At 71.6% G+C, this 26,560-nt stretch carries 24 protein-coding genes and 2 pseudogenes; 6 read left to right on the top strand and 20 right to left on the bottom strand.

Going from position 1 to position 26,560, the window contains the following annotated elements:
• Positions 1-104: 104 nt before the first annotated feature.
• The 3 genes from ACH4UM_RS33065 to ACH4UM_RS33055 all read right to left on the bottom strand — a co-directional run bounded on the left by ACH4UM_RS33065 (position 105) and on the right by ACH4UM_RS33055 (position 3,931).
• Positions 105-1,913 carry a bifunctional metallophosphatase/5'-nucleotidase gene (locus ACH4UM_RS33065; RefSeq protein ID WP_398187502.1) on the bottom strand — a complete coding sequence of 603 codons (1,809 nt, stop codon included), beginning with the start codon at positions 1,911-1,913 and terminating at the stop codon, positions 105-107.
• Between the two features lie 336 nt (positions 1,914-2,249).
• Positions 2,250-2,405: a hypothetical protein gene (locus ACH4UM_RS33060; protein ID WP_398187500.1), complete on the bottom strand. Its 156-nt coding sequence runs from the start codon at positions 2,403-2,405 to the stop codon at positions 2,250-2,252.
• 242 nt (positions 2,406-2,647) lie between these two features.
• Positions 2,648-3,931, bottom strand: a complete 1,284-nt coding sequence (locus ACH4UM_RS33055) for an adenylosuccinate synthase (protein WP_398187497.1) — start codon at positions 3,929-3,931, stop codon at positions 2,648-2,650.
• Positions 3,932-4,126: 195 nt separating this feature from the next.
• On the opposite strand from ACH4UM_RS33055, the gene ACH4UM_RS33050 reads away from it, so the two are divergent.
• Positions 4,127-5,023: a diacylglycerol kinase family protein gene (locus ACH4UM_RS33050; RefSeq protein WP_398187494.1), complete on the top strand. Its 897-nt coding sequence runs from the start codon at positions 4,127-4,129 to the stop codon at positions 5,021-5,023.
• Between the two features lie 155 nt (positions 5,024-5,178).
• On the opposite strand, the gene ACH4UM_RS33045 is transcribed toward ACH4UM_RS33050, so the two are convergent.
• Positions 5,179-5,670, bottom strand: a complete 492-nt coding sequence (locus ACH4UM_RS33045) for a GbsR/MarR family transcriptional regulator (protein ID WP_398187491.1) — start codon at positions 5,668-5,670, stop codon at positions 5,179-5,181.
• Positions 5,671-5,799: 129 nt separating this feature from the next.
• Between ACH4UM_RS33045 and ACH4UM_RS33040 the strand changes: the two genes are divergently transcribed.
• Both ACH4UM_RS33040 and ACH4UM_RS33035 read left to right on the top strand, forming a co-directional pair.
• On the top strand, positions 5,800-6,720 hold the full coding sequence (locus tag ACH4UM_RS33040; RefSeq protein ID WP_398187489.1) for an ATP-binding cassette domain-containing protein: 921 nt from the start codon (positions 5,800-5,802) through the stop codon (positions 6,718-6,720).
• Complete coding sequence (locus ACH4UM_RS33035) at positions 6,717-8,330, top strand: ABC transporter permease (RefSeq protein ID WP_398187486.1); 1,614 nt, start codon at positions 6,717-6,719, stop codon at positions 8,328-8,330. Before ACH4UM_RS33040 ends, ACH4UM_RS33035 begins: the two co-directional genes overlap by 4 nt.
• Before the next feature lie 199 nt (positions 8,331-8,529).
• Here ACH4UM_RS33035 and ACH4UM_RS33030 read toward each other — a convergent pair whose 3' ends face one another.
• From ACH4UM_RS33030 to ACH4UM_RS32970, 13 genes and pseudogenes are all read right to left on the bottom strand, one after another.
• Entirely contained in the window at positions 8,530-9,750 is a 1,221-nt protein-coding gene (locus ACH4UM_RS33030; protein ID WP_398187483.1) for a cytochrome P450, read from the bottom strand.
• Positions 9,751-9,837: 87 nt separating this feature from the next.
• Positions 9,838-10,512, bottom strand: a complete 675-nt coding sequence (locus ACH4UM_RS33025; RefSeq protein WP_398187481.1) for a response regulator — start codon at positions 10,510-10,512, stop codon at positions 9,838-9,840.
• A complete protein-coding gene (locus tag ACH4UM_RS33020; protein WP_398187478.1) occupies positions 10,509-11,873 on the bottom strand; it encodes a sensor histidine kinase in 1,365 nt (454 codons plus the stop codon). Before ACH4UM_RS33020 ends, ACH4UM_RS33025 begins: the two co-directional genes overlap by 4 nt.
• A 170-nt stretch (positions 11,874-12,043) precedes the next feature.
• Positions 12,044-12,718 (bottom strand): response regulator, encoded by a 675-nt coding sequence (locus ACH4UM_RS33015; RefSeq protein ID WP_398187475.1) that lies wholly within the window; start codon positions 12,716-12,718, stop codon positions 12,044-12,046.
• Complete coding sequence (locus tag ACH4UM_RS33010; protein ID WP_398187472.1) at positions 12,715-14,253, bottom strand: sensor histidine kinase; 1,539 nt, start codon at positions 14,251-14,253, stop codon at positions 12,715-12,717. The genes ACH4UM_RS33015 and ACH4UM_RS33010 overlap by 4 nt, the downstream gene beginning before the upstream one ends.
• A gap of 10 nt (positions 14,254-14,263) precedes the next feature.
• Positions 14,264-15,532: an acyltransferase gene (locus ACH4UM_RS33005; RefSeq protein WP_398187654.1), complete on the bottom strand. Its 1,269-nt coding sequence runs from the start codon at positions 15,530-15,532 to the stop codon at positions 14,264-14,266.
• A 47-nt stretch (positions 15,533-15,579) separates the two neighbouring features.
• Positions 15,580-16,587: an alpha/beta hydrolase gene (locus tag ACH4UM_RS33000; protein WP_398187469.1), complete on the bottom strand. Its 1,008-nt coding sequence runs from the start codon at positions 16,585-16,587 to the stop codon at positions 15,580-15,582.
• A gap of 361 nt (positions 16,588-16,948) precedes the next feature.
• Positions 16,949-17,917, bottom strand: a complete 969-nt coding sequence (locus ACH4UM_RS32995; RefSeq protein WP_398187466.1) for an alpha/beta hydrolase family protein — start codon at positions 17,915-17,917, stop codon at positions 16,949-16,951.
• A gap of 169 nt (positions 17,918-18,086) precedes the next feature.
• Positions 18,087-19,376 (bottom strand): kynureninase, encoded by a 1,290-nt coding sequence (locus tag ACH4UM_RS32990; protein ID WP_398187463.1) that lies wholly within the window; start codon positions 19,374-19,376, stop codon positions 18,087-18,089.
• A complete protein-coding gene (locus tag ACH4UM_RS32985) occupies positions 19,369-20,226 on the bottom strand; it encodes a tryptophan 2,3-dioxygenase family protein (protein ID WP_398187460.1) in 858 nt (285 codons plus the stop codon). Before ACH4UM_RS32985 ends, ACH4UM_RS32990 begins: the two co-directional genes overlap by 8 nt.
• Positions 20,227-20,386: 160 nt before the next feature.
• Positions 20,387-20,527 (bottom strand): annotated as a pseudogene (locus ACH4UM_RS32980) (DUF3151 family protein); the annotation flags it as partial.
• 88 nt (positions 20,528-20,615) lie between these two features.
• Positions 20,616-20,866, bottom strand: a pseudogene (locus ACH4UM_RS32975) (PRC-barrel domain containing protein); the annotation flags it as partial.
• Positions 20,867-22,470: 1,604 nt separating this feature from the next.
• Entirely contained in the window at positions 22,471-22,683 is a 213-nt protein-coding gene (locus tag ACH4UM_RS32970; protein WP_398187457.1) for a hypothetical protein, read from the bottom strand.
• 383 nt (positions 22,684-23,066) lie between these two features.
• Here ACH4UM_RS32970 and ACH4UM_RS32965 point away from each other — a divergent pair, with 383 nt between their 5' ends.
• The 3 genes from ACH4UM_RS32965 (at position 23,067) to ACH4UM_RS32955 (ending at position 24,618) form a co-directional block, all read left to right on the top strand.
• The gene (locus tag ACH4UM_RS32965) at positions 23,067-23,339 is read left to right on the top strand and encodes a hypothetical protein (RefSeq protein WP_398187454.1); all 273 of its coding nucleotides are present in this window, start codon (positions 23,067-23,069) and stop codon (positions 23,337-23,339) included.
• A gap of 486 nt (positions 23,340-23,825) precedes the next feature.
• The gene (locus ACH4UM_RS32960; protein WP_398187451.1) at positions 23,826-24,182 is read left to right on the top strand and encodes a PRC-barrel domain-containing protein; all 357 of its coding nucleotides are present in this window, start codon (positions 23,826-23,828) and stop codon (positions 24,180-24,182) included.
• 40 nt (positions 24,183-24,222) lie between these two features.
• Complete coding sequence (locus tag ACH4UM_RS32955; protein WP_398187448.1) at positions 24,223-24,618, top strand: ANTAR domain-containing protein; 396 nt, start codon at positions 24,223-24,225, stop codon at positions 24,616-24,618.
• A gap of 67 nt (positions 24,619-24,685) precedes the next feature.
• Here the strand turns inward: ACH4UM_RS32955 and ACH4UM_RS32950 are convergent, their stop codons facing one another.
• The 3 genes from ACH4UM_RS32950 to ACH4UM_RS32940 all read right to left on the bottom strand — a co-directional run bounded on the left by ACH4UM_RS32950 (position 24,686) and on the right by ACH4UM_RS32940 (position 26,428).
• Complete coding sequence (locus ACH4UM_RS32950) at positions 24,686-24,880, bottom strand: hypothetical protein (protein WP_398187445.1); 195 nt, start codon at positions 24,878-24,880, stop codon at positions 24,686-24,688.
• Complete coding sequence (locus ACH4UM_RS32945; protein ID WP_398187442.1) at positions 24,877-25,668, bottom strand: GAF and ANTAR domain-containing protein; 792 nt, start codon at positions 25,666-25,668, stop codon at positions 24,877-24,879. Before ACH4UM_RS32945 ends, ACH4UM_RS32950 begins: the two co-directional genes overlap by 4 nt.
• 79 nt (positions 25,669-25,747) lie before the next feature.
• Complete coding sequence (locus ACH4UM_RS32940; RefSeq protein ID WP_398187440.1) at positions 25,748-26,428, bottom strand: GAF and ANTAR domain-containing protein; 681 nt, start codon at positions 26,426-26,428, stop codon at positions 25,748-25,750.
• Positions 26,429-26,560 lie beyond the last annotated feature (132 nt).

Below are 26,560 nucleotides of genomic sequence, written 5' to 3'. Positions count from 1 at the left end.
TCCGGTCCCGGGCGGTCCGGCGCGGTCCGGTCCCGGGCGGTCAGTGGCGGTCCGGTCCGGTCCCGGGCGGCCCGTGGCGGTCCGGTCCGGGGAGTTCCGGATCGCTAGAACACCGGTGTGCCGGCCTGCGTCAGGCGCCAGTTGACGGCCGCGAAGGACGTCGGGTCGAGCGTTCCCTTCGACGTCACGTAGTCGATCATCAGCTGGCGGATCTCGTTGGTGGAGCTGTAGGCGATGTCGGCGGACGCGATGTGCGGGTAGCCGGAGCCGCCGTTGGCGCGGTAGTTGTTCACGGCCACGACGAAGACCTGGTCGTCGGCGACGGGCGCGCCCTTGTAGCTGAGGTTCTTGATCCGCGAGCCCTCCGGCTGCGCGATGTCGATCTCGTAGTCGACGCCGGCCGCCGTGTCGTACATGTAGTCCCAGAAGTTGTTGGCGTTGGTCAGGGTCGCGGTGTCCACCTTCGTGCCGGCCGGGACCTGGTGGTAGTACTTCGCCGCGTACTCCAGGTAGTCCTTCAGCTGGGCGCCGGTGAGCTTCTTGCCGTAGAGGGTGTTGTCGTAGATGTAGAGCCCGGCGATGTCGCGGATGGTCACGGCGCCCGCCGGGATGTCGGCCGTGCGGCTGAAGGGCGCGGCGACGGAGATGAGCGGGAGGGCGGCGTCGGCGGTGGAGAGCCCGGTGGCGACGGTCGCCATCTGCACCTGGTGGATGAAGTCCATGATGGGGACGTCCTTCCAGCACGACTCCGCCGCCGACAGGTCCTGCGTGCAGGTGCCGACGGGGGTGTTGACGTACTTCACCACCAGCTCGTGGTCCGCCTGGAGGAGTTCGGTGATCTCGGGGTCCTCGGCCACGCCGTTGGGGTTGAGCGTCTGCGCCTTGACGCTCGTGACCTTCCACCGGCCGTGGTGGAGTTCGAGGTCGAAGTCGAAGACGGTGAGCCGCATGCCCCAGCAGTACGGCTCGGAGAGGACGACGTCCTTGCCGGTCTCCTTGTTGGTGACGGTGTAGGAGGAGACCTCGACGTGGGTGTGGCCGACGAGGATGGCGTCGATGCCGGGGACCTGCTCGGCGACCAGGTTCGACGCGTTCTCCACGTACGGCAGCTCGTTGCCGTACGACGAACTGCCGTCCAGGCCCGAGTGGTCGGTGAGGAAGACGACGTCGCAGCCCAGCGCCCGGAGCCTCGGCACGTACTTCCTCGCCTGCTCGACCAGCCCGGTGAACGCCATCTTCCCGCTGACGTTGTCCTTGTCCCACAGCGCGATGCCGGGGTTGGTGAGCCCGAGGATGCCGACCTTGATGTCCGGCGCGCCCGGCACGCAGACGCGCTTCACCGTGTACGGAAGGAACGCGGGCCTGAGGGTCCTGGCGTCCAGGGCGTTGGCGCCGAGCAGCGGGAAGTGGCACTGGCTCTCGAACTTGCGCAGCACGTCGATGCCGTAGTTGAACTCGTGGTTGCCGAGCGCGGCGGCGTCGTAGCGCATGTGGTTCATGGCCACGGCCATCGGGTGCTCGGGGGCGTCCTTGCCGGTGATCGGGTCCACGCGCGCGTAGTAGTACGCCAGTGACGTGCCCTGGATGATGTCGCCGGCGTCGACCAGCAGCACCCGGTGCTCGCCCTTCGCCTCCCGCTGCTGCTTGACGAGCGTGGCGACGCGCGCGACACCGACGGAGTTGCCCGCCTTGTCGCTGTAGGCGGCGTCCTTGTAGTAGTCCCAGTCGAAGACGTGGCTGTGCAGGTCGGTGGTGCCCAGGATGGAGAACGACCAGGTGCGGGGCGCCTTTTCCGGCTTGTGCTCCGCGGCCTGGGCGGGGGCCGCCGCGACGGTTCCCGTGGCGGCGACGGCGGCCGTGGTGACGGCCGACTTCTGCATGAACTCCCGGCGATTCATGGGACTGACGGGCATACGGGGTCTCCAGGGACGTGAGGAAGGCGGAGGAACACAGGCAACTACCCGCGTAGATGCTTGCGTTCGGCCACTTCAGCACGGAACCAGGAACAAGTCATGTCCGGGTCAAGGAAGGGCATGGTGTGCCGAGCAGAACACCGAGCTGGTGGAGCGCGCCGAGAAATACGCTGTTGTTCACGGCGTACTCGTCTCCGGACAGCGGGGTCACCGTGAGCCGCAGCGCTGGTTCGGGGCCGACCTGAGACAAGCTCGCGGCCAGGACCGGCTGCCCCACATGCCGCGCGGCATGCCCACCCCAAGACCAACCTGACCAAACACCACTGGGAAATGCGGTCAGTGGCTTGACGTGTACTCCTCGAAGGCGCCGCCGACGTAGTCGAACCGTAGGGTCGTGGCAGAGCAGGTGTAACGGAATCCGCGATTCTCGGGGGCCGAGGGAAGCACGCCGCTGTAGTTGGCCGCCCACACCGGTACTCGGTCACTGCTCACGCCCGAACGGGCGGCCTCCGTGTTGCTGATCGTCGTCCGGTCGGTGCGGTGGAGCGTGGCGGCCTGTTGACGGTCATGCCGACTTGCTCGCGCATCCTGCGCAAAATCGGCCCCCAGGCGGCGCTGCCGCTCTGTTGACGGCCTTCGGACGGGCATGTGCCCCTCCCCCGGGATTGCAGGCGATGGCCGGTGCGGCTCACCGCACCGGCCATCGAATCACCTGGACTACCGAATCAGGTGGACTACAGGAACGAGTTGATCTCGATCGTCTCGTCGCGGCCCGGGCCCACGCCGATCGCGGAGATCGGGGCGCCGGACATCTCCTCCAGGGCCTTGACGTAGGCCTGGGCGTTCTTCGGGAGGTCGGCGAAGGTCTTGGCCTTCGTGATGTCCTCCTGCCAGCCGGGCAGGTACTCGTAGACCGGCTTCGCGTGGTGGAAGTCGGTCTGGGAGTACGGCAGCTCCTCGACCCGCTCGCCGTCGATCTCGTAGGCGACGCAGACCGGGATCTGCTCCCAGCCGGTGAGCACGTCGAGCTTGGTGAGGAAGAAGTCGGTCAGACCGTTGACCCTGGTCGCGTAGCGGGCGATCACCGCGTCGAACCAGCCGCAGCGGCGGTCACGGCCGGTGGTCACGCCCCGCTCGCCGCCGATCCGGCGCAGCGCCTCGCCGTCCTCGTCGAACAGCTCGGTCGGGAAGGGACCGGAACCGACACGGGTCGTGTAGGCCTTCAGGATGCCGATCACGCGGCTGATCTTCGTCGGGCCGACGCCGGCGCCCGTGCAGGCGCCGCCCGCGGTCGGGTTGGAGGAGGTCACGAAGGGATACGTGCCGTGGTCGATGTCCAGCAGCGTGCCCTGGCCGCCCTCGAACAGGACCACCTTGTTCTCGTCCAGCGCCTGGTTGAGGATCAGCACCGTGTCGGCGACGTACGGCTTGATCTGCTCGGCGTAGCCCAGCAGCTCCTCGACCACCTGGCTCACGGCGATCGCGCGCCGGTTGTAGAGCTTGGTCAGGATCTGGTTCTTGGCGTCGAGGGCCGCCTCCACCTTCTGGGTGAGGATCGACTCGTCGTACAGGTCCTGCACCCGGATGCCCACACGGTTGATCTTGTCCGCGTAGGTCGGGCCGATGCCACGGCCGGTGGTGCCGATCTTGCGCTTGCCGAGGAAGCGCTCGGTGACCTTGTCGACGGTGACGTTGTACGGCGTGATGACGTGCGCGTTGCCGCTGATCAGCAGCTTCGACGTGTCGACGCCGCGCTCGTTCAGACCGCTCAGCTCGGAGAGCAGGACCGACGGGTCGACAACGACTCCGTTGCCGATGACGGGCGTACAACCGGGAGACAGGATTCCGGAAGGGAGGAGGTGCAGTGCATACTTCTGGTCGCCGACGACGACCGTGTGGCCGGCATTGTTGCCGCCCTGGTAACGCACCACATAGTCAACCGAGCCACCGAGCAGGTCGGTGGCCTTTCCCTTGCCCTCGTCACCCCACTGAGCACCGAGCAGCACAAGTGCGGGCACGCGCGTACACCCCTTCCGGGCGGGGCATGTCCAAGGTCAGGGGCGTACGCGGGTTCACCGCCGCGTGCACCGCGCGACCGTCGTTGGCCGCACAACCGTCGGACCGGATGCCCCGGAATAGACGAAGCCCCTGGCGCAATAGCGCAAGGGGCTCTTGCACAAAGATGCTACCCGAGGAAGCGAGGCAGGACCGAGGTGGCGACCTTCGCGACATCCGATCAGCTGCTGGTGGTCATCGACCCGGTCGCCCGGCACACGGACGGGGAGTCCGTTCGGATCGCGAAAGACGTGCTCAGCGCGGGTGCGGCCACGAAGGTGTGTCTGCCGGAGGGGCCGGAGGAGTTCGCCCGCGCACTGGCCCGGCGCGGCTCGCGGCGGCCGGTGGTGGTGGGTGACGACCGCGCGCTGCTGCGTGCGGTGTCCGTGCTGCACCGGCAGCGGGAGCTGGCCGAATGCGCGCTGTCGGTGGTGCCGGTCGGAGGTGTCATGTCCCTGGCCCGTTCCCTGGGTGTGCCGGCCGGGCCGGTGGCGGCGGCGCGCGCGGTGCTCGACGGGGCCGAACGGCGGCTGGACCTGCTCGTCGACGAAAGCGACGGGGTGGTGCTGGGGGCGCTGCGCATCCCACCGCTGTTCCCACGGGAGGAGCGGGACGGGCCGGGCGGGAGTCCGGCGCGCACGGCTCCGGCGGGTGCCACCGCGCTCGCCGACGGGGCGGGCCGTCCCTGGCTGCGGACCTGTCAGTCGCTCGTACGGACCCTGGTGACCCGTCCGCCCAGGACCACGGCCGTCGCCGGGCCGCCCGGGCCGTCCCGGCTGCGGGTGGAGGTCGACGGGGTGACGGTGGTGGACCTGGACCAGCCGGTGGAGGCGGTGTCGGTCGCCCCCGGGGAGCCGGGGATCGCCGAGGTGGAGGTGCGGCCGCTGTCGGTGGGTGCGGAGGCCTCGCCGCTGCTGGCCGAGGGGCGCACGGTGACCGTCTCGGGCACCGACTTCCGCTACCGGGCGGACGCGCTGGTCTCGGGACCGGTGCGGAGCCGGACGTGGACGGTGCGGGAGGGAGCCTGGGGGCTGACGCTGCCGGTGCGCGGGTGAGCGGCCGGTGAGTGGTCGGCGAACGATCGGTGGGGGGCGGCCGGTGGACGGCCCTCCGCCGGACGGGCGGGGCGAGCGGCCAGTGGACGGCCCTCCGCCGGACGGGCGGGGCGAGCGGCCAGTGGACGGCCCTCCGCCGGACGGGCCGGGTGCCGTCAGTCCCGGCCGAAGGTCTTCTCCCGGTGTTCGCGCCAGCGGTCCATCATCGCGGCGATCTCACCGTCGACGAACTCGAAGAACGCGAGCGTCTCGGCGAGCCGGCTGCCCGCCGGGGTGTCGGCCCCCAGACTGTCCACACCCTCGCGCAGGGCGTGCTCCCAGCGCTTGAGCACAGCGTCCCGGTTGGTGAGGGCCTCGTACCACTGGTTGCTGTGCACGCGGTAGCGCTCGCGCCGGGAGCCGGGTTCACGCTCGCGCGAGACCATGTGCTGCTGGGCCAGGTACCGCACCGCGCCCGAGACGGCGGCCGGGCTGACCCGGAGCTGTGCGCCGAGCTCGGCGGAGGTCAGCGAGCCGGTGTCGGAGGACAACAGGGCCGCGAAGACCCGGGCCGGCATCCGCTGCATCCCGGCCTCGACCAGCTGCGCCGCGAAGCTCTCCACGAAGTTCGAGACCGCCTCGGGGTCACGTCCCGCCGCCTGCGTCACCGCTTGCTCATCTCCCCTGCATCTCCCCCGCTCGGTCTCCCCCGCTCGGCCGCCGTACCTCACCCTACCCGGCGATTCGCACCCTTCCGGAACTTCACAAACTTCTGAAACAAGCGTACGTTGCGGAGCATGACGAAGGCAATCACCGTCTCGGGTCTGCACAAGTCGTTCGGCGCCACCCACGCGCTCGACGGCCTCGACCTGGACGTAGAGACCGGCGAGGTCCACGGCTTCCTCGGCCCCAACGGCGCCGGCAAGTCCACCGCCATCCGGGTGCTGCTCGGCCTGCTGCGCGCCGACTCGGGCGCCGCGCAGGTACTGGGCCGCGACCCGTGGACGGACGCGGTGGAGGCACACCGCCGGATCGCCTACGTCCCCGGCGACGTCACCCTGTGGCGCAACCTCTCCGGGGGCGAGGTCATCGACCTGTACGGCCGGCTGCGCGGAGGACTCCACGCGCGGCGCCGGGCGGAGCTGATCGAGCGGTTCGAACTGGACCCGACGAAGAAGGGGCGGACCTACTCCAAGGGCAACCGGCAGAAGGTCGCCCTGGTCGCCGCCTTCGCCTCGGACGTCGACCTGCTGATCCTGGACGAGCCGACGTCGGGCCTCGACCCGCTGATGGAGGAGGTCTTCCAGCGCTGCGTGGAGGAAGAACGGGACCGGGGCCGCACCATCCTGCTCTCCTCCCACATGCTCAGCGAGGTCGAGGAGCTGTGCGACCGGGTGAGCATCATCCGCAAGGGCCGCACCGTGGAGAGCGGTTCGCTGGCCGAACTGCGCCATCTCACCCGCACCAGCGTCACCGCCGAACTCGCCGGCCCACCCAACGGGCTGACCCGCCTGCCCGGCGTCCACGACCTCGACATACGGGGCCGTCGCGTCCGCCTCCAGGTGGACACCGACAAGCTGAACGACGTGCTGCGCTCGCTGAGCGAGTCCGGCGTGCGGTCCCTCACCTCGACACCGCCGACGCTGGAGGAACTGTTCCTGCGGCACTACCAGGACGAGGTGCGCGAGGACTCCGCCGAGGGGACGGTGACCCGATGACCGCCACGGCCTCCCCCGCCTTCGCGGTCCGGTCCGGTGCCGCCCGCCGACTGGCCGGCACGGGCGTTCTGCTGAGGTTCGCCCTGCGCCGCGACCGCGTGCTGATCCCGGTCTGGGTCGCGGTGAACGCGCTGATGGTCCTCTCCATGCCGAACACGCTGAAGAGCCTGTACGCCGGCCCCGCCGAACGCGCCGACCTCATGCGCCAGATGGCCGCCAACACCTCCCTGCGCGCCCTGGTCGGCCCGGTCTTCGACGACTCCCTCGGCGCGCTCACGGCCTGGCGGGTGGGGCTGACCGCAGGGGAACTCGCGGCCGTCATGAGCCTGCTCGTCGTCGTACGGCACACCCGGGACGAGGAGGAGAGCGGGCGGCAGGAGCTCGTGTCCTCCGGGACGGTGGGCCGCCGGGCGCCCCTGACGGCGGCGCTGCTGGCGGCGACGGTCGCGAACGCGGCCCTGGCCCTGCTGATCACGGCCGGTCTGGCCGGACAGGGGGTGTCCGGCGCCCTGGCCTTCGGGCTCGGGGTGGCGGGCGTGGGCATGGTGTTCGCCACGATGGCGGCGATCGTCGCCCAGCTGACGGAGAGCGCCCGGCTGGCCCGGGGCCTGACTGCGGCGGTGCTGGGCGCGGCCTTCGTGCTGCGCGCGGCGGGCGACTCGGCCACGGCCGACGGTTCGTCCGTGCTCACCTGGGTCTCCCCCCTGGGCTGGCTGGAGGACCTGCGGGCCTTCGCCGCCGAACGGTGGTGGGTGCTGCTCCTGCTCGCCGCCGCCACGGCCCTCCAGGCCGCGGTGGCCTACGAGCTGGCCGGGCGCCGGGACGTCGGCATGAGCTTCCTGCCCACCCGGCCGGGACCGGCCGAGGGCGGACTCGGCACGGCGGGCGCCCTTGCCTGGCGGCTGCAACGCGGCAGTGTGCTGGGCTGGAGCACCGGCTTCTTCCTCGCGGGAGTCGTCTACGGCCGGTTGACCGACGGCGCGGCCGAACTGGTCGGCGACAACGACAAGGCCCGGGAGATCTTCCAGCGCATGGGCGGACAGTCGGCCCTGACGGACGCCTTCCTCGCCGCGATGGTCGGCATGCTCGGCCTGATCGCCGCCCTGTACGTCGTCTCGTCCGTGCTGCGGCTGAGCGGCGAGGAGACCTCGGGCCGCGCCGAGCCGGTGCTGGCGGGCGCGGTGGGCCGGCTGCGCTGGGCCTGCGGCCATCTGCTGATCTCCTTCGGCGGCTCGGTCCTGATCATGCTCCTGGCCGGCCTCGGCTTCGCCGTCGGCTACGGCAAGCAGGTTGGCCCGATCCTGGGCGCCTGCCTGCTCCAGGTGGCCGCGGTGTGGGTGATCGGCGGCATCGCCGTGCTCCTCTACGGCGTCCTGCCGCGGGGCGCCGTGGCGGCCTGGGGCGTGGCCGGCGCGGTCCTGCTGATCGGCTGGATCGGCCCCGCCCTGAACGTCCCCCAGCTCGTGCTGGACCTCTCTCCCTTCGGTCATCTGCCGAAACTGCCGGGCGGGCGGATGGAGTGGGAGCCGGTGGGCGTCCTCTTGACCCTCGCCGCGCTGCTGGTCGCCGGCGGCCTCGCGGGCCTGCGCAGGCGGGACCTGACCACCTGAACCGCCCACCCCTCCGGGGGGCGGCGGCGGTCGGTGCCTCAGGCGCGGTAGGGGGGCCGGTGCCTCAGGCGCGGCACGCGCGGGGCAGGGCGCTGTTCCTCGGCGCCCTGCCCCGCGCCCCGTCCCGCCCTGCCCCCGCCCCGTTCCACCCCGTTCCGCCGGGTCCCGCCCTGTTCCGCCCCGCTCCGGCCCTTCCGTCTCAGGGGATCTCCACGCTCAGCCCCCGCAGGCCCCGGATCACGAAGCCCGGCTTGCGCTCGGGCTCGCCGGCCAGGGCGAGGGCGGGGGCCCGCTCCAGCAGGGCCGCCATGGAGGCCGCCAGCTCGATCCGGGCCAGCGGGGCACCGATGCAGTAGTGGATGCCCGCGCTGAAGGAGATGTGGGGATTGTCCCGGCGGGTGAGATCCAGCCGCTCGGGAGCGGAGAAGACCTCGGGGTCGTGGTTGGCCGAGCCGAAGAGCATGGCGATCTCCGCGCCCCGCGGAATCGTCGTGCCGTCGATCTCGATCTCGTCCAGGACCCAGCGCTCGAAGAGCTGGAGCGGGGTGTCGTAGCGCATCAGCTCCTCCACGGCGGACGGGATCAGGGAGTGGTCCGCGCGCAGGGCCGCCAGCTGGCCGGGGTTGCGGAACAGCGCCCACCAGCCGTTGACCGTCGCGTTCACCGTCGCCTCGTGGCCCGCGTTGAGGAGCAGCACGGCCGTGGAGATCATCTCCTGTTCCGTCAGCCGGTCGCCCTCGTCGTGCGCCGCGATCAGACCCGAGATCAGGTCCTCGCCCGGTTCCTTGCGACGGGCCGCGATCAGCTCCCGCAGATACTCCGAGAACTCCACCGACGCCCGCACCGCCTTCGCCGCCGTCTCCTCGGACGGGCTCAGCTCGTACATCCCGCAGATGTCCGCCGACCACGGCCGCAGCTGTGCCCGGTCCGGCTCGGGTATGCCCAGCATCTCGGCGATCACGGCGACCGGCAGCGGTTCCGCGACCTCCGCCAGCAGATCACCACCGCCCGCCTCCACCAGGGCGGACACCAGCTCGTTCGCCAGCCCGTGGACGTAGGGCCCGAGCCGCTCCACGGTCCGCGGGGTGAACGCCTTCGACACCAGACGCCGGATCCGGGTGTGGTCCGGCGGCTCCAGATCGAGCATCCCGTGGTCGTTGAGGACGTGGAACGGCTCGTGCTCCGGCGGGGGCGGCGTACGGCCGAAGTCCTCGTGGCTGAAACGGTGCTGGTAGCTCCGGCCCAGCCGCCGGTCGCGCAGCAGCGCCGAGACGTCGGCGTGGTGCGGGACCAGCCACTGGTCGCTGGGCTCGTAGTAGAGCACCCGGCCCCGGGCGCGCAGCTCGGCGTAGGCGGGATAGGGGTCTGCGACGAAGGCCGGATCCCAGGGGTCGAACGCGAGGTCAGGATGAGCTGCCATGGGCGGACGTTAGCCCGGCTTCCCCCTCTCCGACCAGGGGTGTCACCCGGCCCCCCGGCAGGCCGAACCGGGGGGGCCGGGGGCGTCTCACCCCGGCGTGACCAGTCTCGCCTCGTAGGCGAACACCGCCGCCTGCGTCCGGTCCCTCAGGCCCAGCTTCACCAGGATCCGGCTCACATGGGTCTTGATCGTCGACTCGGCGACCACCAGCCGCTCGGCGATCTCCGCGTTGGACAGGCCCTGCGCGATCAGGACCAGCACCTCCGTCTCCCGGTCGGTCAGATCCCCGTACGCCGCCTGCGCGGTGGCCGCCAGCCGCGGGGCCTCGTTCATCTTGGAGAACTCCGTGATCAGCCGCCTGGTGACCGAGGGTGCGAGGAGGGCCTCGCCGGCCGCCACCACCCGCACCCCGTCGGCGAGCTGCCGCGCCGAGGCGTCCTTGAGCAGGAACCCGGAGGCCCCCGCCCGCAGCGCCTGGTACACGTACTCGTCGAGGTCGAAGGTGGTCAGCACGAGCACCTTCGCCGTGCCGTCCGCGGCGACGATCTCCCGGGTCGCCTCGATGCCGTTCAGCTCGGGCATGCGGATGTCCATCAGCACCACGTCCGGTGCCAGTTCGCGTACCCGCTCCACCGCCTGACGTCCGTTGACGGCCTCGCCGACGACCTCGATGTCCGGCATCGCGTTCAGCAGGACCGAGAAGCCCTCACGCACCATCATCTGGTCGTCCGCGATCAGTACGCGGATCGTGCCCGTCGTCATGCACCGGCCCCGTCGTCGTCCGGGCGCTCCCGCACCGTGGCGACCGGCAGGAACACCGCCACCTCATGGCCTCCGTCATCGGCCGGGCCCGCCGTCATCTCGCCGCCCAGCATCGAGACCCGCTCCCGCATGCCGGTGATGCCGTGTCCCGCTCCCGGAGAGGGTTTTATGAGGGACGGCTCGGGCGGCGGGCCGTTGACCACGCGCAGACCGAGCCCGCCGAGGACGTAGCCGATCTCGACCCGGGCGCTCGCGCCGGGCGCGTGCCGCAGGGTGTTGCTCAGGGCCTCCTGGACGATTCGGTACGCCGACAGCTCGACGCCCTGCGGGAGTTCGCGCACCGCGCCGGTCACCACCTTCTCCACCTTCAGGCCCGCATCCCGCACGTTGGCCAGCAGCGTGCCGAGGTCGGCGAGGGTGGGCTGCGGGGCCTCCGGGGCCTCGTAGTCCTCCGCGCGGACCACGCCGAGCACGCGGCGCAGTTCGGTGAGGGCCGCAACCGCGTTCTCCCGGATGGTGGCGAAGGCCTTCTCCAGTTCCGGCGGCGGGTTCTCGACCCGGTAGGGGGCGGCCTCGGCCTGGATCGCGACGACGGACATGTGGTGGGCCACGACGTCGTGCAGCTCACGGGCGATCGTGGTGCGCTCCTCCAGCAGGGTGCGGCGGGAGCGCTCGTGCGCGGTCACCGTCTGCTGGGCGGTCACCTCCTGCTGGGCGCTCCGGCGTATGTGCCAGACGGTGACGGCCAGCAGCGCGAGGGCGGAAACGACCAGCATGGGGGCCGAATTGTTGCTGAAGTGGTCACCGAGCACGGCCTCGACGAGGAAGGCGTAGGCAGCGGTGAGCACCCACATCCATGCCGCCGTGCGCGGCCGGGTGCGTATGGCCACCACCGTGAGCACCGTCAGGTGTGAGATGAAGCTGCCCGGCTGCCACGGCCAGTCGCCGAAGGCGCCGGCCACCACCGACGAAGCCGCGGTCGCCATCAGGGACAGCCAGAAGGCTCCGACCGGGCGGGCCAGCGTCAGCAGCACCGGGACCAGGGCCAGCAGGCCGGTCACCAGGCCCGCCGGGCCGCCACCGGCGGCCGCCCAGCCGGCGAACAGCGCCATCGCTCCGGCCCATGCCACCAGGGCATGCGGCATCCAGGCCGCGTATCCCCGGGTGCGGCCGGACAGCCGCCTGGTCAGGGGGCCGTCCACGCCCCTGCGGGGCAACGGGCGGTAGGCGAAGGCGTCGTGGAACAGGTCCTGCCGCAGTCCCCGCATGGCGTCCGCGGCCAGCCGGTACTCCGGGCTGCGCGGCTGGGACGCGCCGTACCCGCCGTCCGGCGTCGTCTGCGTCTGGGTCGTCTCGGTCACGATGAAGACGGTAGGCGGAGGCGGGGGTCGCGGTCGTCCCCAGGGAGAGGGGTTCTTCGGCATCCCCCTCAGGTACTACGGGTATCTCCCGCAGCGCCCGCGCCGGGTACCGAGGCGGCCGGGACCGGCCCGGCATCAGGGCGGCCGGTGCCGGACCGGCGTCCGCGCGGTCAGTAGCCGGTGGGCCGGATCAGTCCCGACTCGTAGGCGAACACCGCCGCCTGGGTGCGGTCCCGCAGGCCCAGCTTCACCAGGATGCGGCCGACGTGGGTCTTCACGGTCTGCTCGGCGACGACGAGGTGCTCGGCGATCTCCGCGTTGGACAGCCCCTGGGCGATCAGCGTGAGGACCTCCGTCTCACGTTCGGTCAGATCGCCGACGCGTGCCTTCAGCGGGGCGCGGGGTCTGCCGTTCATCCGGGAGAACTCCGCGATCAGCCGGCGCGTGATCCCCGGTGCCAGCAGGGCGTCACCGGCCGCCACCACCCGGACCGCCTCGGCCAGCTTGTCCGCGGACGCGTCCTTCAGCAGGAAGCCGGACGCGCCGGCGCGCAGCGCCTCGTACACGTACTCGTCGAGGTCGAAGGTGGTGAGCACCAGCACCCTTATGTCCGGGGTGTCGGTGGTGATGCGGCGGGTGGCCTCGATGCCGCCGAGCTCGGGCATGCGGATGTCCATGAGAACGACGTCCGGGACGAGTTCGGCGACCTTGGCGACGGCGTCCAGGCCGTCCACGGCCTGTCCGACCACCTCGATGTCCGGCTGGGTGTTGAGCAGCACGGTGAAGCCCTGACGGACCATCTGCTGGTCGTCGGCGATGAGTACGCGGATGCTGCCGCTCGTCATGGGGACTCTTCTCCTGTCGGGGGTGGGGAGCCGGGGGCGGGCACGTCCTTGCGGGCAACGGGCGCGGCGGGGCCACCGTCGCCGGCCGCCGGCACGCCGGGTGGTGCGACGTGGACGACGGGAGTGTCGGGCGGGTCGCTGTAGACGACGGGCAGGCGGGACCATTCCGCTTCGGGGCCGGGTTCGGGTTCGGGGCCGGTGAGGGGGGCGGTGCCGTCGCGGGGGAGGAAGGCCGAGACCGCGAAGCCGCCGTGCAGTGTTCTCGTGGCGGTGACGTGGCCGCCGAGCATCGTCGCCCGCTCGCGCATGCCGAGCAGACCGTGCCCGGCGCCCGGAGAGGGCGGGACGGGGTGCTCCGGGCGGGAGTTGACCACGCTCAGGTGCAGTCCCTTGGGCAGGTGGGTGACTTCCACGCGCACCGTCGAACCCGGGGCGTGCCGCAGGGTGTTGCTGAGGGCCTCCTGCACGATGCGGTACGCCGACAGCTCCACGCCCGGCGGGTAGGGCTGGGGCTCGTCCCGCGTGTCCTCGACGCGCATGGCGACCGTCAGCCCGGCGGCCCGGGTGTTCTCCGCGAGCGCGTCCAGGCGGTCCAGGGTGGGCTGCGGGGCGTCGGGGGCCGCCCGGGTGCCGGGCTCGCCGAGACCGTAGGGGTCGTCCGGGTTCTCCGAGCGCAGCACGCCGAGCACCCGGCGCAGTTCGGCGAGCGCCTCCAGGGCGTTGTGCCGGATGCCGGCGAGGTTCTCCTTCAGCTCCTCCGAGGGGTTCTGCACCAGGTGCGGGGCCACCTGCGCCTGGATGGAGATCACCGACATGTGATGGGCCACCACGTCGTGCAGCTCGCGGGCGATGCGGCTGCGTTCCTCCAGCAGCGTGCGGCGGGCCCGCTCCTCGGCCGTGATCGTCGTCTGTTCGACGAGCTGCGTACGCGCCTCCCGGCGGCCGCGCAGGGCGCCACCGACGAGCACGGCCACGGCGAAGACGGTCACCGCGGCCACGCCGGTCGCCGTGTAGCCCCGTGCGCCGATGATTCCCTGCACGGCGGATGTCGCCAGTCCCGAGACCACCAGTGCCGCGATCGCCCTGCGGGCGGGCAGACGCAGGGCCAGCAGCACGAGGACCGCGGTGTGCGCCAGCATTTCCGGTGTGGACCAGGGCCACCCGGGCCCCGCTCCCGCGCCCGGCCCCGACCCCGGGGGCGGGAACGGGATCCGGGACGGTGACGGGTCCGGAACGAGAGACCCCCGGGCCGTCAGGGCGGTGACCACCGTGGCGCTCAGGGAAAGGGTCCAGGCGGGCGTGGGACGCCACAGCGCCAGGACGACGGCGGTGCCCTGGGCGAGGCCCGCCATCACTCCTTGAATCGGAGGCAGGTGGTAGTCGTCGATCAACTCACCGGCGCCGAAAACCGTCACGAACAGGACGATCCAGCCGACGGCGAGATAGGTCAGGGCACGCAGCCAGCGGTACCTCGACAGCGGCGGGGACAGGGACGAGGACGTTTCACCGAGTGTCGAGCGGAGGCGACGGAGCACGCCGCCCACCCTAGGCACGGTGAGGCGTCCCCGGTGTCGTGGGACTGCCGCCTCGGTGTCCGTCCTGCTGTTCGCCCGGGTGCCCGTCCGGGTGTCCGCTCCGGTGGTGTCCGCCGCGGTGTCCGCTCCGGTGGACACGGATGACCCGGGACGGGCGGTTCTTCGAACGCCGGGGCCCCTGTTCGCAGGTGCGGAAGGCGGCCCAGCAGACGGCCAGGGCGAGCGCGAAGACCGGCAGCCAGGCCAGACGGGCCACCACCCAGCCCGGACCGTCGGGGGCGGTGTGCAGGCCGGGAAGGCGGCCCGCGAACAGGCCCGTGGCGGTGGTGGCCATCATGGCGGTCTGGTGCCAGAGGAAGATCGTCATGGCGGAGAGGTTGACCATCGCCACGGCCGCCCAGGCGAGCCGGCGGCGCATCGCCCGGCGCAGCCGTGCGCGCAGCAGCAGGGCCAGGCCGCACTGGGCCAGGCCGAAGGTGACGGCGGCCAGGGTCGGCGGGTTGAGGTTGGAGATCGCGGCGCCGGGGACGCCGACCATCGACGCCGGGTAACCCGCCCAGGCCACGAGGGCCGCCGTCGCCGCCGCGCCGCCGGTCAGCAGGATCCAGCCCGCACGGCGGCGCTCCAGCTCACCGCGGGTCCAGGCCGCGCCGAGGGTGTACGGCACGAGCCAGCCCGCGGGGAGGTTCAGCCAGCCGAGCCAAGAAGGGGCGCCGAGACCGAAGCGCAGAAGGTCCACGTGGAGAACGACGGCCAGTGGCCAGAGCGGGTTGAGCCGGGTCAGGAGCGGGGTCGCGGCCGTCAGGGCGGCGAAGACCAGCAGGAACCACAAGGGGGACAGGGCAAGTTTGACGAGGGCGCGGACCGTGCCGGGGTCCGCGCCGGTGAGGAGGAGGGCGGCCGAAGTGGCCGTCCACAGCGTCAGTACGGCGGCCACCGGCCCGAACAGGCGGGACAGTCGGGCGCGGAGCCATTGGGGATACGTGGTGCCGCGCGCGCGGGCCGTGTCGTGACTGCGCGTTGCCACGTGACCGCCGACGAGGAAGAAGACGGCGAGGGTCTGGAAGGCCCAGGAGACCGGGGCCAGGCAGGGCATGTAGTGCAGGGGGCTCGCGGTGTGGAGGGTGGGGTGGGCGTGGGTGCGCGTGTCCGCGACCAGGGCGGTCACCAGCCAGTGGCCCAGGACCACGCCGAGGATCGCGAACGCCCGGAGGGCGTCCGCCGCTCGGTCCCGGTCGGGCGGGGTGGCGGTGTGGAGGTGAAGGACGGCGGTGCGTATGCGCTTGCGTGCGGGGGCGGGGGCGGGGGCGGGGGCGGAAGCGTCGGTCACCTCGCACCTTCCGTCGTGGTGCCGAGGACGATGCGGGTCAGATTGGCGAGGGACGGGGAGCCGGGGGTGAAGTAGGCGCTGTGACCGCCTCTTCCGGCCTGGAAGACGCGGGCGCCGAACGCGGGGTCCATCGGATCGGTGCCGAAGCCGACGGTCGTGCCGAAGAGGTCGGCGTGCACGTGCGGCACGTTCGCCACCCAGTCGCCGGCGCCCCGGGCCGCCCACACACGGGCCGGTGTGTGCAGCGCCGCCACGGAGTCCGCCCCCGTGCCGGGACTGCCGATGAGGGCGATGTCGTTCACGTCCAGGCCGGCGGCGGCACGCCCGCACACCACCGAGCCGTAGGAGTGGCACACCAGCGTGATGTGCGGTGCCCGGCCCGCCACGTCGCGCAGGTCGCGTATCAACTGCCTGAGACGGGGGGCCGCCTGCTCGGCGCGGCCCGAGGTGAGGACCGTGCTGCTGACCGTGCCCGGCGTCTCGTAGCCGAGCCAGGCGACGACCGCGGTGGGCGTCCCGGCGGGGGCCTCGCGGGTGAGTTCCCGGGACAGGGACAGCGCGCCCTGCCGGAAGCGGCCGTAGGTGTCCAGCGAGGTGTCGCTGCCCGGGACCAGGACCGCTACGCGGCCGGCGCGCGCCAGATCGCCGATGACCTCCGTGGCGCGACCGGAGCCGCGGCCGTCGAAGGCGAGCAGGTGGCGTCCGGGCGCCGCGAGCGAACCGTCCACGGCGGCGCGGTGCGCATCGCCGTGCCCCGCGGCCATACGGGCCGCCTGCGCCGCGTTGGCCCGGTTCGCCGCGTAGGCCGTGTCCAGGGTGCTCCGGGTGAGAGGGGCGAGCGTCGCCGGGGCCGGGGCGGGAATCCGGGGCCGGGCCGCGGCCGACAGGGGCACCACCACGGCGGCGGCGACGAGGACGGCCAGCAGCGCTCGGCGCCATCTGTGGGCGCCTCGTTGGGGCGGTGTGCGGAGCCGGGTCCCGATCTCCGCCGGCGCCGCGTCCACACCTGGGCCCGTATGCCCTGGGCCCGTATGCGCGCGCTCCCCCGGCACGGCGTCCACGCCGCCTGAGCTCACGTCCGCGCCCACAGCCGTCCGTTCGAGCCCCATGGCTCGCCCCCCTCCGCTCCGCCCGGCCATCGGGCTGGTCCGGAAGGGAAATTACGGATCGGGCGCCGTCGCTCGCGTCCCGCCGAGGAGCTGTTCTGGGCCGTAGCTCTCAGGTACTACGGGTATGACCGGGTCCCAGATCGGAGACACCGGACCGGACGTCACGGCACGGGAAACCGGGAAACCCAGAAACCGGGATCCGGGAAACCGGGAAACCGGGAAACCGGAAAGCCAGGCACTCCGCGCCGGCCCGCGCTCACCAGGCCAGCTGGGCGATCTCCTCGACCGCCACCGCGCAGGCGTCCGCTGCCGGGTCGATGAGCGGGAAGTGGCCGACCTCCTCCAGGAGGGTGAGGCCCACCACCTCGCCGGCCTTCGCCGCCGCGTCCGCGTAAGACTCGGCGACGGCCTGCGGCACGACCTCGTCCGTGCGCCCCTGGACCAGGGTCGTGGCGATGCCGGTCGGCAGCAGCAGGGCCGGGTCGGCGTACGGCCGGCGCTCGGCGAAACCCTCGCCGCCGCCCAGGAGCTGGCGCGCGGCTCCGCCGCACACGTCCAGTTTCTCGGCGACCGAGAAGTCGGCGATCGGGGCGAGGGCGACCACGCCCCGCAGCGGGGCGGGGCGGTCGGTGCGCCAGGGCGCGTCCGCGGGGAGGACGTGCCGGGCGGCCGCCCACAGGGCCAGGTGGCCGCCGGCCGAGTGGCCGGTGATCACCGTGCGCCGCGCGTCTGCCTGCGGGAGGGCCTCCCGGGCGAGCGCGGGCAGGGCGTCGAGCGCGGCCGCCACGTCGTCGAACGTGTCCGGCCAGCGGCCCGCGACCGGAGCGCTCCCGACATCGCCCTCTCCTCGGCCGTCTCCGCCGCCCTCTCCTCCGCCCCCGCCCCGCCGGTACTCGACGTTGGCCACGGCGAAGCCGCGGCGGGCGAGGAAGTCCGCGAACGGGGTGATGTGACGGCGGTCGTAGGGGGCCCGCCAGGCACCGCCGTGCAGCACCACCACGAGCGGGACGGAGCCTGCGGGTGCCGGGGAGCCGGTGCCGCGCGGGGCGTAGAAGTCGATCACCTGGTCGGGGTGGTCGCCGTAGGCGGCGGTGCCGTCGGGGTCGACGGGCGCGTGCGAGAAGGCCGACTTCTCCTCCGCGGCGGCACGCACGGCCGCGTCACGGCCGGCGGTGCGGCCCGGTTCTGCGGCATCCGTATCGCAGGGTGCGGGGGCGTCCGGCATTCTCCAACCTCTCAGCGGCAAAACGGAATTGGCGGACCAGGAGTGGGCTCGGCCGTTGGCCGGGACGGTATCAGGCCGGTGACATGCGCCGGCACGCGGATGTCACGCTCGGTGAGCCCGGTGCGGGCCCCGCCGCTCCCGGCGGGAGCCCGCACCGTCCGCACGCGAACTACGCGAGCACCTCGCCCGTCACCTCCCCCAGCACCCGCGCCGCCCGTTCCACGTCCGCGAACCCGACGTACAGCGGAGTGAAGCCGAAGCGCAGCACGTCCGGGTGCCGGAAGTCGCCGACCACGCCCCGCTCGATCAGCCGCTTCATCACCTTCCCGGCGTCCGCGCACCGCAGCGCCACCTGGCTGCCGCGCTCCTCGTGGGCGACCGGGGTCAGGGACTCCACGCGCCCCGGTGGCACGTACTGCGCCACGCACTCCAGGAAGAAGTCGGCCAGCGCCAGCGACTTGGCCCGTACGGCCTCGATCGGCACGCCGTCCCAGACGTCCAGCGCGGCGTCCAGGGCGAGCATGGACAGGATGTCGGGCGTGCCCACCCGCCCGCGCAGCGCACCCGCCGCAGACTCGTACTCGGGACGCATCCCGAAGGGCTCGGCGTGCGAGTTCCAGCCGGGCAGCGGGGAGTCGAAGCGGTCCTGGAGGTCGCGGCGCACATAGAGGTACGCCGGTGAACCAGGGCCGCCGTTCAGGTACTTGTACGTGCAGCCGACCGCCAGGCCGACCCCGTGCTCGTCCAGCCCCACCGGCAGGGCGCCCGCGCTGTGGCAAAGGTCCCAGACGGCGTACGCGCCCGCCGCGTGCACCGCGGCCGTGAGGGACGGCAGGTCGTGCAGGCGGCCGGTGCGGTAGTCGACGTGGTTCAGCAGGACCGCGGCGGTACGGGCGGACAAGGCGGCGGGCACCTCGGCCGGCACCACCGGGCGCAGCGCGCAGCCCGTCATCCGGGCCGCCGACTGGGCGATGTACCCGTCCGTGGGGAAGGTGGTCGCGTCGACCAGGATCTCGTCCCGGGCGCCCCCACCACCGGCCGTGCCCCCACCACCGGCCGTGCCCCCGCCGCCAGCCGTGCCCCCGCCATCGGCTGTGCCGCCTGCGGCGCGATCCGTCTCCCGCGCCATCCGAACCGCCGCCACCAACGCCTTGAAGACGTTGACGCTCGTGGAGTCGCCCACCACGATCTGGCCCGGCGCCGCCCCGACCAGCGGGGCGATCCGGTCGCCGATCCGCTCGGGCGCGGTCCACCAGCCGCTCTCCTCCCAGGAGCGGATGCGCAGCCGGCCCCACTGACGGCGGACGACGTCCGCGACCCGGTCCGGGACGTTCGCCGGGAGCGCGCCCAGCGAGTTGCCGTCCAGGTACACGGTGTCGTCGAGGACGAACCGGTCGCGGAGCCCGGCCAGCTCGTCCGCCGCGTCCAACTTGCCTGCCCGGAGAGTCATTTCAGACATGGGACCTCGCCGTCCACAGCTCGGGGAAGACGTTCTTCTGCGCCCGCTTCTCAAGCCAGGCCACCCCGGCGGAGCCGCCCGTGCCCGGCTTGGCGCCCATCGCGCGGCGGGTGGCGACCAGATGGTCGTTGCGCCAGCGCCACACCAGCTCGGCCACGTCCGTCAACGCTTCGCCCAGGCGGGCGAGTTCGTCGTCCGGGTCACCGGAGTAGAGGGCCGTCCAGACGGCCTCCACCTCTTCCGAGGGTTCGTAGCGCAGTGAGACGTCACGGCGCAGCACGGCGTCCGGGACGGCGTGGCCGCGCCGGGCGAGCAGCCGCAGCACCTCGTCGTAGAGGCTCGGCTCGTGCAGCGCCTTCTCCAGTTCGGCGTGGACGCGGGGCGCGCCGCGGTGCGGGACGAGCATCGAGGCGGACTTCTCGCCGAGCAGGAACTCCATACGGCGGTACATCGCGGACTGGAAGCCGGAGCCCTCGCCGAGGGCGCCGCGGTAGCTGTTGAACTGGGCGGGGGTGAGCTGGCCGAGCGGCTTCCAGGAGGCGTTCAGCGCCTCCAGCTCCCGTACGGACCGCTTCAGCGCGGCGACCGCGGCCGGTACGTCGTCCGAGCGCAGGGCGCGGGCCGCGGTCTCCCACTCGTGGACGATCACGGTGAACCACAGCTCCATCACCTGGGTCGTGACCAGGAAGACCATCTCGCCGGGATCGTCGGAGAGGGTGTGCTGGAGGTGGGTGAGCACGTCCGCCTTGACGTAGTCCTCGTAGGGCGTCGTGCCTTCGAAGTCGAGATGCGGGGTCTCGGGCTCAGAGGCCTCAGCCGGCTGAGGGGTCGGGTGAGCCTGTTGGGACATCGCTGTCTCCTGCTGTACTCCGGGTAGCGGTCCGCCCCTGCCGATGCCGGCACGGGGGCCCCGGTCCCCACCGGCATCCTGCGCATCAGGGGGGCAGATCGCAAGGCCCGCCCGGTCGCCCGGGCGGGCCCGTCACGTGCTGCTCCGCTCGGTGCGCGGCTCAGTCCAGCGTCTGGGCGGCCGTCTCCGAGGAGTCCTTCAGGAACTGCGAGCAGCGCGCGAACTCCTCCGGCTCGCCGATCGCCTGGGCGGCGCGGGCCAGGGCGTACCGCGCGCGCAGGGTGCGGTTCGGCTCATGCTCCTAATAGAGTGGTGGGATATGCACCCCAGGCGAGAGGGGGTCACGGTATGACCGAGCAGGAGTGGCTGGACAACCTCGCGGCCCGGCTCCCGGCCGAGGGCGCCTTCTTCACCAGCGCCCTGACGTACGGCACCTTGACGTAACCAGGCCGGAGGATCTCCTCGTCAAGGGGCACGAAGGCCAGGTGGCGGCGGGTGGGGAGTCCGATGCGGACCGGGCCCCGGGACGGTCATCGGTGGTGGTGTCCACGTAGATCGCTTCGAGGACGCCGATCTTGTGACCCTTCGGGTCGACGACGCCGCGGTTGCGCCACTCGCGGATACCGGCTGCATGAATCACGGTCTCTCCCTTCGAGCGGTGCGCCTGCCGTGCACGCCGTTCCACGGAATGCCACGGCCGGCCTTGATACGGCGGCCCCACGCCCTTCTCGCCTCAGAGCGACTTTCCCATCTGCGGGACTGTTCCACGGCCGAACGCCGACGTCCTCTGGGCTGTAGCGCCAACGACGGACAACGACTCCGGCGCAAACACGCCGGAGTCGCCCTTCCGGGCGGTTGCACGTGAGAGTGAACCAACCCACGGTCAATGTTACTGCCGATAGACCCGCTCGGACATGTCCCGAGCGGAGCAGCGACCGCGCTCGCCCCTTCGGCCTGCCAGGCGCCGAATCTTGAGCTCAGATGAGTGCAGGCGGTGGCCGGCTCCCCGACGGGAATCCCAAGATCATGAAGTGAACCCCACCCGGGCTATACCCGTGGGGGCGGCTGCCTTCCGTGTGGAGCGTGCATGATCTTCTCGCGGCGGCCTTCCGTTCGGCCGACTGTGCCGGGTCGTCGCCCCTGGTGAGAATTTCGATTTCAGAAACACCCGGCCCGTCACGTGTTCCTCTGCGTTTTGCGGTCCACTCATCGATCCGGCGAAACCACTCGCAGGAATCGTCGGCCGTCACACTCCCGGACTGGACGCACGCCGAACCCGTCTCCGGGCCTCCGCGCGCACAACGGCGTGCCCGCCCGTGGGTCAGGGAACGGCCGGGCTCCGCCATTCCCGCCCGGCCTTGGCGGCCGTACTGCACAAACCGCGGCGTGTTCGCCGTCGCGGCCCATCTGCTTCCTCCACGGGTCCGTGGGCCTGCACGAGGTGCTGAGATCCATCGGCTGCCCCCTGACCGTGCTGTTGCACGTCGCTTTCCCGTTCGTCCTGTTCGGACGGCTCAAATACCCGGTCCTGGCCATGCTGCTGGGCACGCACCGCCGGAATGCTTCCACCGCTCTCCGGGGCAGTCGTGGCGGCGCACGAGCCGGCGGACCGACGCCGGAAGACGGGGGCGCCACCCCGCGGAGAACCGGCACTCGTGCCGCTGCAGCCCGCGCCGGCCAGCCAATGAGGGGCCCTGTGGTCTGCGCGGCGACAGCATGCGCCGGCTGCTGCGAGCGGTGAGCGGTGAAGCAACGGGTGGTTACATGCGCGCGCCGCAGTCGCCGATTGCGGGTGGTCCGGCCGATGCGTTCGGTGATCCGGCCTTTGAGTTCCTGCGCCTTGTGCTTGATCGTCTGTCCTACGCTCATGACTGTCCTGTGCATGTCCGCTGGATGGGCTCCCGCGCGTGATCGCCGCACGGACCGCCGATCCCGCTGGGTGAGATCTGGCATGGAGTGGATTACCTGCGGCCACGGCTGTGCCGGCGCCTTTCCCGCTGCGCATGGCGAAGCCGACGATCCAGAGGGCCGGCAGGACGGCCGCGATCCACCACAGGAACTGCAGGGTGAAGCCGAACCCGAAGGCCACCAGGATCAGCAGAAGGGGAAGGGGAAGAATCCAGAACGTTGCCGGGCCTCCGGATCGCGGGGATTTCCTGGTTCCGCGGGGTCCGGGCGAAGCGGGAAGGTGGAATGCTGCGGCCGAACAATCCGGAGTGGCACAGCCCTACACCGTGCTGCCAGTCAACGCCCGGCACCGTCCCTTGTCAACGCAGCGTCGACACCGAGCAGTTCTGGGAGCTGGGCAGGGGCCGCCGGGGTGAACGGAGCCTCGGCGGAGGCTTCGGCCGGCTCGACCGGCATCGTCGGCAGGATGTGGTCCTCCCACCAGGACAGGGCCAGCACGGTGGCGAGCAGGACGAAGGGGGTGGAAGCGGGAACGATCAGCGCGTACATGTGTACCGCCTGGTGTGGAATGCGTGCGACGCGGCGGGCGGCAGATCGGCGCTCGCCCGGGGCACATCGGGTGCGCCGGGATCGGGACCATGGGCGCGTGCGAAAGCGGCCTCGCGCGTGACGTGGCGGATTCCGGCAGCGATGCGCAGGGTGCGCCCTCTGGGGAGCGCGCTGGCGGTGGGACGCTGCCGGGGGCAGGGGCGGCGGCATGTCGCACACTAGCCCTCGCCGCAGTTCCCCGACAGGTGTCAAGCAGCCATCCGTGCCGGACACGACATCGCTTGCGTCGCGCTGTATCCGCAACCTCTGGGCAGGACTACGCTGTGGGGTGAGGCCCCAGTCCCCGGTATCGATGCTGTGTCCCGCTCCCGGGGAGGCCCACCGTGTTTGTCCTGCTCCTCGTCCTGATCGCGGTCCTGTTCGGCTTCGGCTTCCTCCACCCCATCTGGTGGGTGGCCGCGGCGTTGTTGGTCTTCGCCGCCACCCGCAACGGCCGCGATCGTGGCGGAGGCCGTGGCGGCGGTTCCGATTTCGGGGAGTACCAGGACTACCGGGAGCGCCGGGATCGTCAGGAACGCTGGGACCGCCGCTACAGCCGTCAGAACCGGGCGCGCTGGAGGCGCGAGGACCGGCAGGACCGCGAACACCGCAGGTGAACCGCGAAGTGGCCCGGTAGCCGGGGGTTCCGGGACTGCTTCGGCCAGGCTGGACGCGTCGAGATCATTGAGAGGTACAAGCCATGCAGGACGCCCGCGTGATCCAAGAGGAGTGGTGGGAGCTGCGGGCCGAGGCCATGTGGGGGAACGCGTCGGCGGGGCAGGATGTCGTGGCGCTGCACGCCGAGAACGATCAGCTGCGGCGGGCGCTGGCCGGTCGTGCGGTCATCGACCAGGCACGCGGCATGGTGATGGTCCTGACCCCCTGCCGCCGCGGGGCGGCCATGGGACCTGCTGGTGAATGTCTCACGGCAATGCGACGTCGGACTTCCAGAGGTGGCCGCGGCCCTGGTCGCCGCCTGGGAGGGCAAGCCGCTCCCGGGGCAGATGCAGCGGGCGCTGAGTCGTGCGCTGCGGCGATTCCACGCGGAAAACCAGGGGTGCGACTCACGACACTCAGGCGGGTCGTCCAGGTAGGGAGAGGTCATGATTCACGCAGCTGACGTCCGAGAATGGCGCAACCGCGATGTCGTCGACACCGAGTCGCACAAGATCGGTGTCCTGGAGGCGGTCTATGTGGACACCACCACCGACGAGCCGGCCATGGCAACGGTACGGATCGGACTGCCCACCCGGCACCGCCTGGTCTTCGTCCCCCTCGATGATGCGATCGCCGGGCCGGAGTATCTCAGGGTCGGTTATGTCAAAACGCTGGTGAAGCAGGCCCCTTCGATCGGCACCGACGACGTGCTGCCCGCCGAGCAGGAGGAAGCGGTCTTCAAGCACTACGGGCTGGCCTACAAGCCCGGTGCGGCCGGCGAACGGCAACTGGCGCGCCGCTGACCACCTACGGACAGGATGACTGCCTTGTGAGGTACGCACCATGCACCAGGTGACCCCGCACCGCGAAGAACAGCGGCTGTTGAGAACCGAGCCTTCAGCGGGAGACGCGGCTTTGCTGGCCGAGGTCGTGGAACTACGTGCCAGGAACGAGCAGTTGGGGCGGGCGCTTGCGAGCCGCGTGGTGATCGACCAGGCACGCGGCATGCTGATGGCCCTGGCGCCGTGTCCCAGCGAGAGGGCCTGGGACCTGCTGGTGGACGTGTCGCAGCACTGCAACATCAAGCTCCGGGACGTGGCTACGGCCCTGGTCGCGACGACGAAGGACCGGACGCTCCCGGAACCGATACAGCGGGAGCTGCGCCGAGCACTGAGGCGCCTCGATCTGGCGGACCGGAGCACGGCGCACACGGCAGGCGGACGACACCGGGAGCTGTGAGCTCAGCTCTCCGGTGCCTCGTCCAGGACGGCCGTCGGACGCACCTCCTGCGCGCTCCGGATGCTGTTCACCGAGGCCAGCCCGTGGCCCACATTGACCCTCGTGGTATCGCATCGCTGGAGGCGATCTCCCTCTCAAGTCCGTCATGATCGGCCAGAACCGGCAGGCGGCCTTCCAGCAGATCAAGGCCGACCACGGTTTCATCGAGCAGGAGTTGGAGCTCAAGACCAACACCGAGCTGACGCGGGGCGATCCACGTCATGACCACGGAGCTGCACCGCCGTCTGATCGAGGACGGCGCAGTCCAGTAGCGGACCCCTGCCAGGGCGTGGGCCAGGACCCCAGACCGGCGAGGGGTTCGGAGTCGTCGATGAAGGCGCGGGCCACGTCGGCCAGGCGCCGGTTGTGGGCGCGGGCGTATCCGCGCAGCGCGGTGAAGGCCCGTTCCATGTCGATGCCCTGGCGTTCGGCGAGCTTCCCCTTGGCCTGTTCGATCAGCACCCGGCTGTTCAGCGCCGTCTGCAGCTGCTCGTTGAGCACCGTGCTGCGGTGGGCGGTGCGTTGTTGCAGCAGGCTGATGGTGGCGACGTCTGCCAGCGCCCGGGCGATGAGTGTGGCGGCCGGATCGAAGGGGCCGGGCGCGGCGCGGAAAAGGTTCAGGGCGCCAACGGTCTCCTCCCTCAGGCGCATGGGCAGGGCCTGGACGGCCCCGAATCCGCTGCGTTGGGCCACCGTGACGAAGCGGGGCCAGCGATCGACCTCCCGGGCCAGGTCGTGGATGATCACCGGTGCGCCGGTGCGGAAGCATTCGAGGCAGGGGCCTTCGTCGTTTTGGAGCTGGAAGAGCTCCAGCAGACGCACCTGTTCGTCGGAGGCGGCCATGACGCGGAGTTTGCCGTCCCGGTCGGCGAGCAGCACCCCGGCGGCGCTCGCGTCGAGCATGCCGACGCAGCGGTCGGCCAGCAGGCGCAGGAAGTCTATGAGGTCGAAGTCGGCGACGAGGTTGTCGGCCAGCTCGACGAAAGTCTTGGCCAGAAGCTGTTGATCCATCGTGGGCACCCTCGATTGAGACTAGTCCCAGCCTGAAGAGGCGGGAAGTACGGTACGTTCCGCGGTCGGCAGCCATGCGTCAGGTTTCCTCCTCCGCCTGGCCCGGCTCCGCGTCCGGTGAGAAACGAAGCCGACGGGCCACCACGTCCGCGGCCACATCGGCGAGCCGGCGCCCCTGCGTGTAGGCGCAGGCGCGGAGCCGGACGAAGGCTTCTTCGATCCCGACGCCAAGCTGGACCGCGAGCATGCCGCTGGCCTGGTCGATCTCCGCCCGATATGCGCCCAGGCCCTCGAAGCTGCGGTCCGACACTGGTCCCCCGGTCGGTGCACCCGTCTCGTCGATCCCCGTATCGAGCAGGAGGAGAGTCGCGAGATCGGCGAACGCCAGTGCGTCGCCCAGTTCCTCCGGGTCGAGTACGGTCGGAATATCGGCGTACAGGTCCAGAACTCCCGGGCTGATCGCCCCCAGCTGCAGGGGAAGTGAGAAGACCGCGCGGGCTCCGGCTTCCAGGGCCGCATCGGCGAACACGGCCCAGTGATCCTGCAGTTCGACGGAGCGCAGATCGGGTGTCAGGACGGCCGAGCCGCGTGCAAAGGCGTCCACGCAAGGTCCCTCACCCAACGTGAGCTGGAGCTCTTCCAGTTGCTCACTGATGTCGTCAGTGCTGCACAGCGGGTGGCTCGCCGCGGTCCGGGACATCGCCGACAGCCCGGCCCCTGCGACCGGCAGCGCGGCCACGGCCGCGGTGCACACGTCCACCACGCCGACCCGAACACCGCGTCGGGCCGCCTGCTCGGCCGCCAGTGTCTGGATGCGGGCCGACCGGCTGTCAGGCCCCAACCGGACCGCCGCCTCCAGGCATCGTGACAAGGCCCCCCGGCCTCGCCGTGG

The organism is Streptomyces sp. NPDC020801, from assembly GCF_044334385.1.
Classification (GTDB): Bacteria; Actinomycetota; Actinomycetes; order Streptomycetales; family Streptomycetaceae; genus Streptomyces.
This window is presented reverse-complemented; position numbering and strand designations above follow the sequence as displayed.

Coding starts and splice junctions, on each gene's coding strand:
- ACH4UM_RS33030 (WP_398187483.1), bottom strand. CDS start 9,750: ATGGCAGCTCATCCTGACCTCGCGTTCGACCCCTGGGATCCGGCCTTC.
- ACH4UM_RS33025 (WP_398187481.1), bottom strand. CDS start 10,512: ATGACGACGGGCACGATCCGCGTACTGATCGCGGACGACCAGATGATG.
- ACH4UM_RS32960 (WP_398187451.1), top strand. CDS start 23,826: ATGATTCACGCAGCTGACGTCCGAGAATGGCGCAACCGCGATGTCGTC.
- ACH4UM_RS32950 (WP_398187445.1), bottom strand. CDS start 24,880: ATGACGTGGATCGCCCCGCGTCAGCTCGGTGTTGGTCTTGAGCTCCAA.
- ACH4UM_RS32985 (WP_398187460.1), bottom strand. CDS start 20,226: ATGTCCCAACAGGCTCACCCGACCCCTCAGCCGGCTGAGGCCTCTGAG.
- ACH4UM_RS32945 (WP_398187442.1), bottom strand. CDS start 25,668: ATGGATCAACAGCTTCTGGCCAAGACTTTCGTCGAGCTGGCCGACAAC.
- ACH4UM_RS33015 (WP_398187475.1), bottom strand. CDS start 12,718: ATGACGAGCGGCAGCATCCGCGTACTCATCGCCGACGACCAGCAGATG.
- ACH4UM_RS32990 (WP_398187463.1), bottom strand. CDS start 19,376: ATGTCTGAAATGACTCTCCGGGCAGGCAAGTTGGACGCGGCGGACGAG.
- ACH4UM_RS32970 (WP_398187457.1), bottom strand. CDS start 22,683: ATGTACGCGCTGATCGTTCCCGCTTCCACCCCCTTCGTCCTGCTCGCC.
- ACH4UM_RS32955 (WP_398187448.1), top strand. CDS start 24,223: ATGCACCAGGTGACCCCGCACCGCGAAGAACAGCGGCTGTTGAGAACC.
- ACH4UM_RS33035 (WP_398187486.1), top strand. CDS start 6,717: ATGACCGCCACGGCCTCCCCCGCCTTCGCGGTCCGGTCCGGTGCCGCC.
- ACH4UM_RS32995 (WP_398187466.1), bottom strand. CDS start 17,917: ATGCCGGACGCCCCCGCACCCTGCGATACGGATGCCGCAGAACCGGGC.
- ACH4UM_RS33065 (WP_398187502.1), bottom strand. CDS start 1,913: ATGCCCGTCAGTCCCATGAATCGCCGGGAGTTCATGCAGAAGTCGGCC.
- ACH4UM_RS33040 (WP_398187489.1), top strand. CDS start 5,800: ATGACGAAGGCAATCACCGTCTCGGGTCTGCACAAGTCGTTCGGCGCC.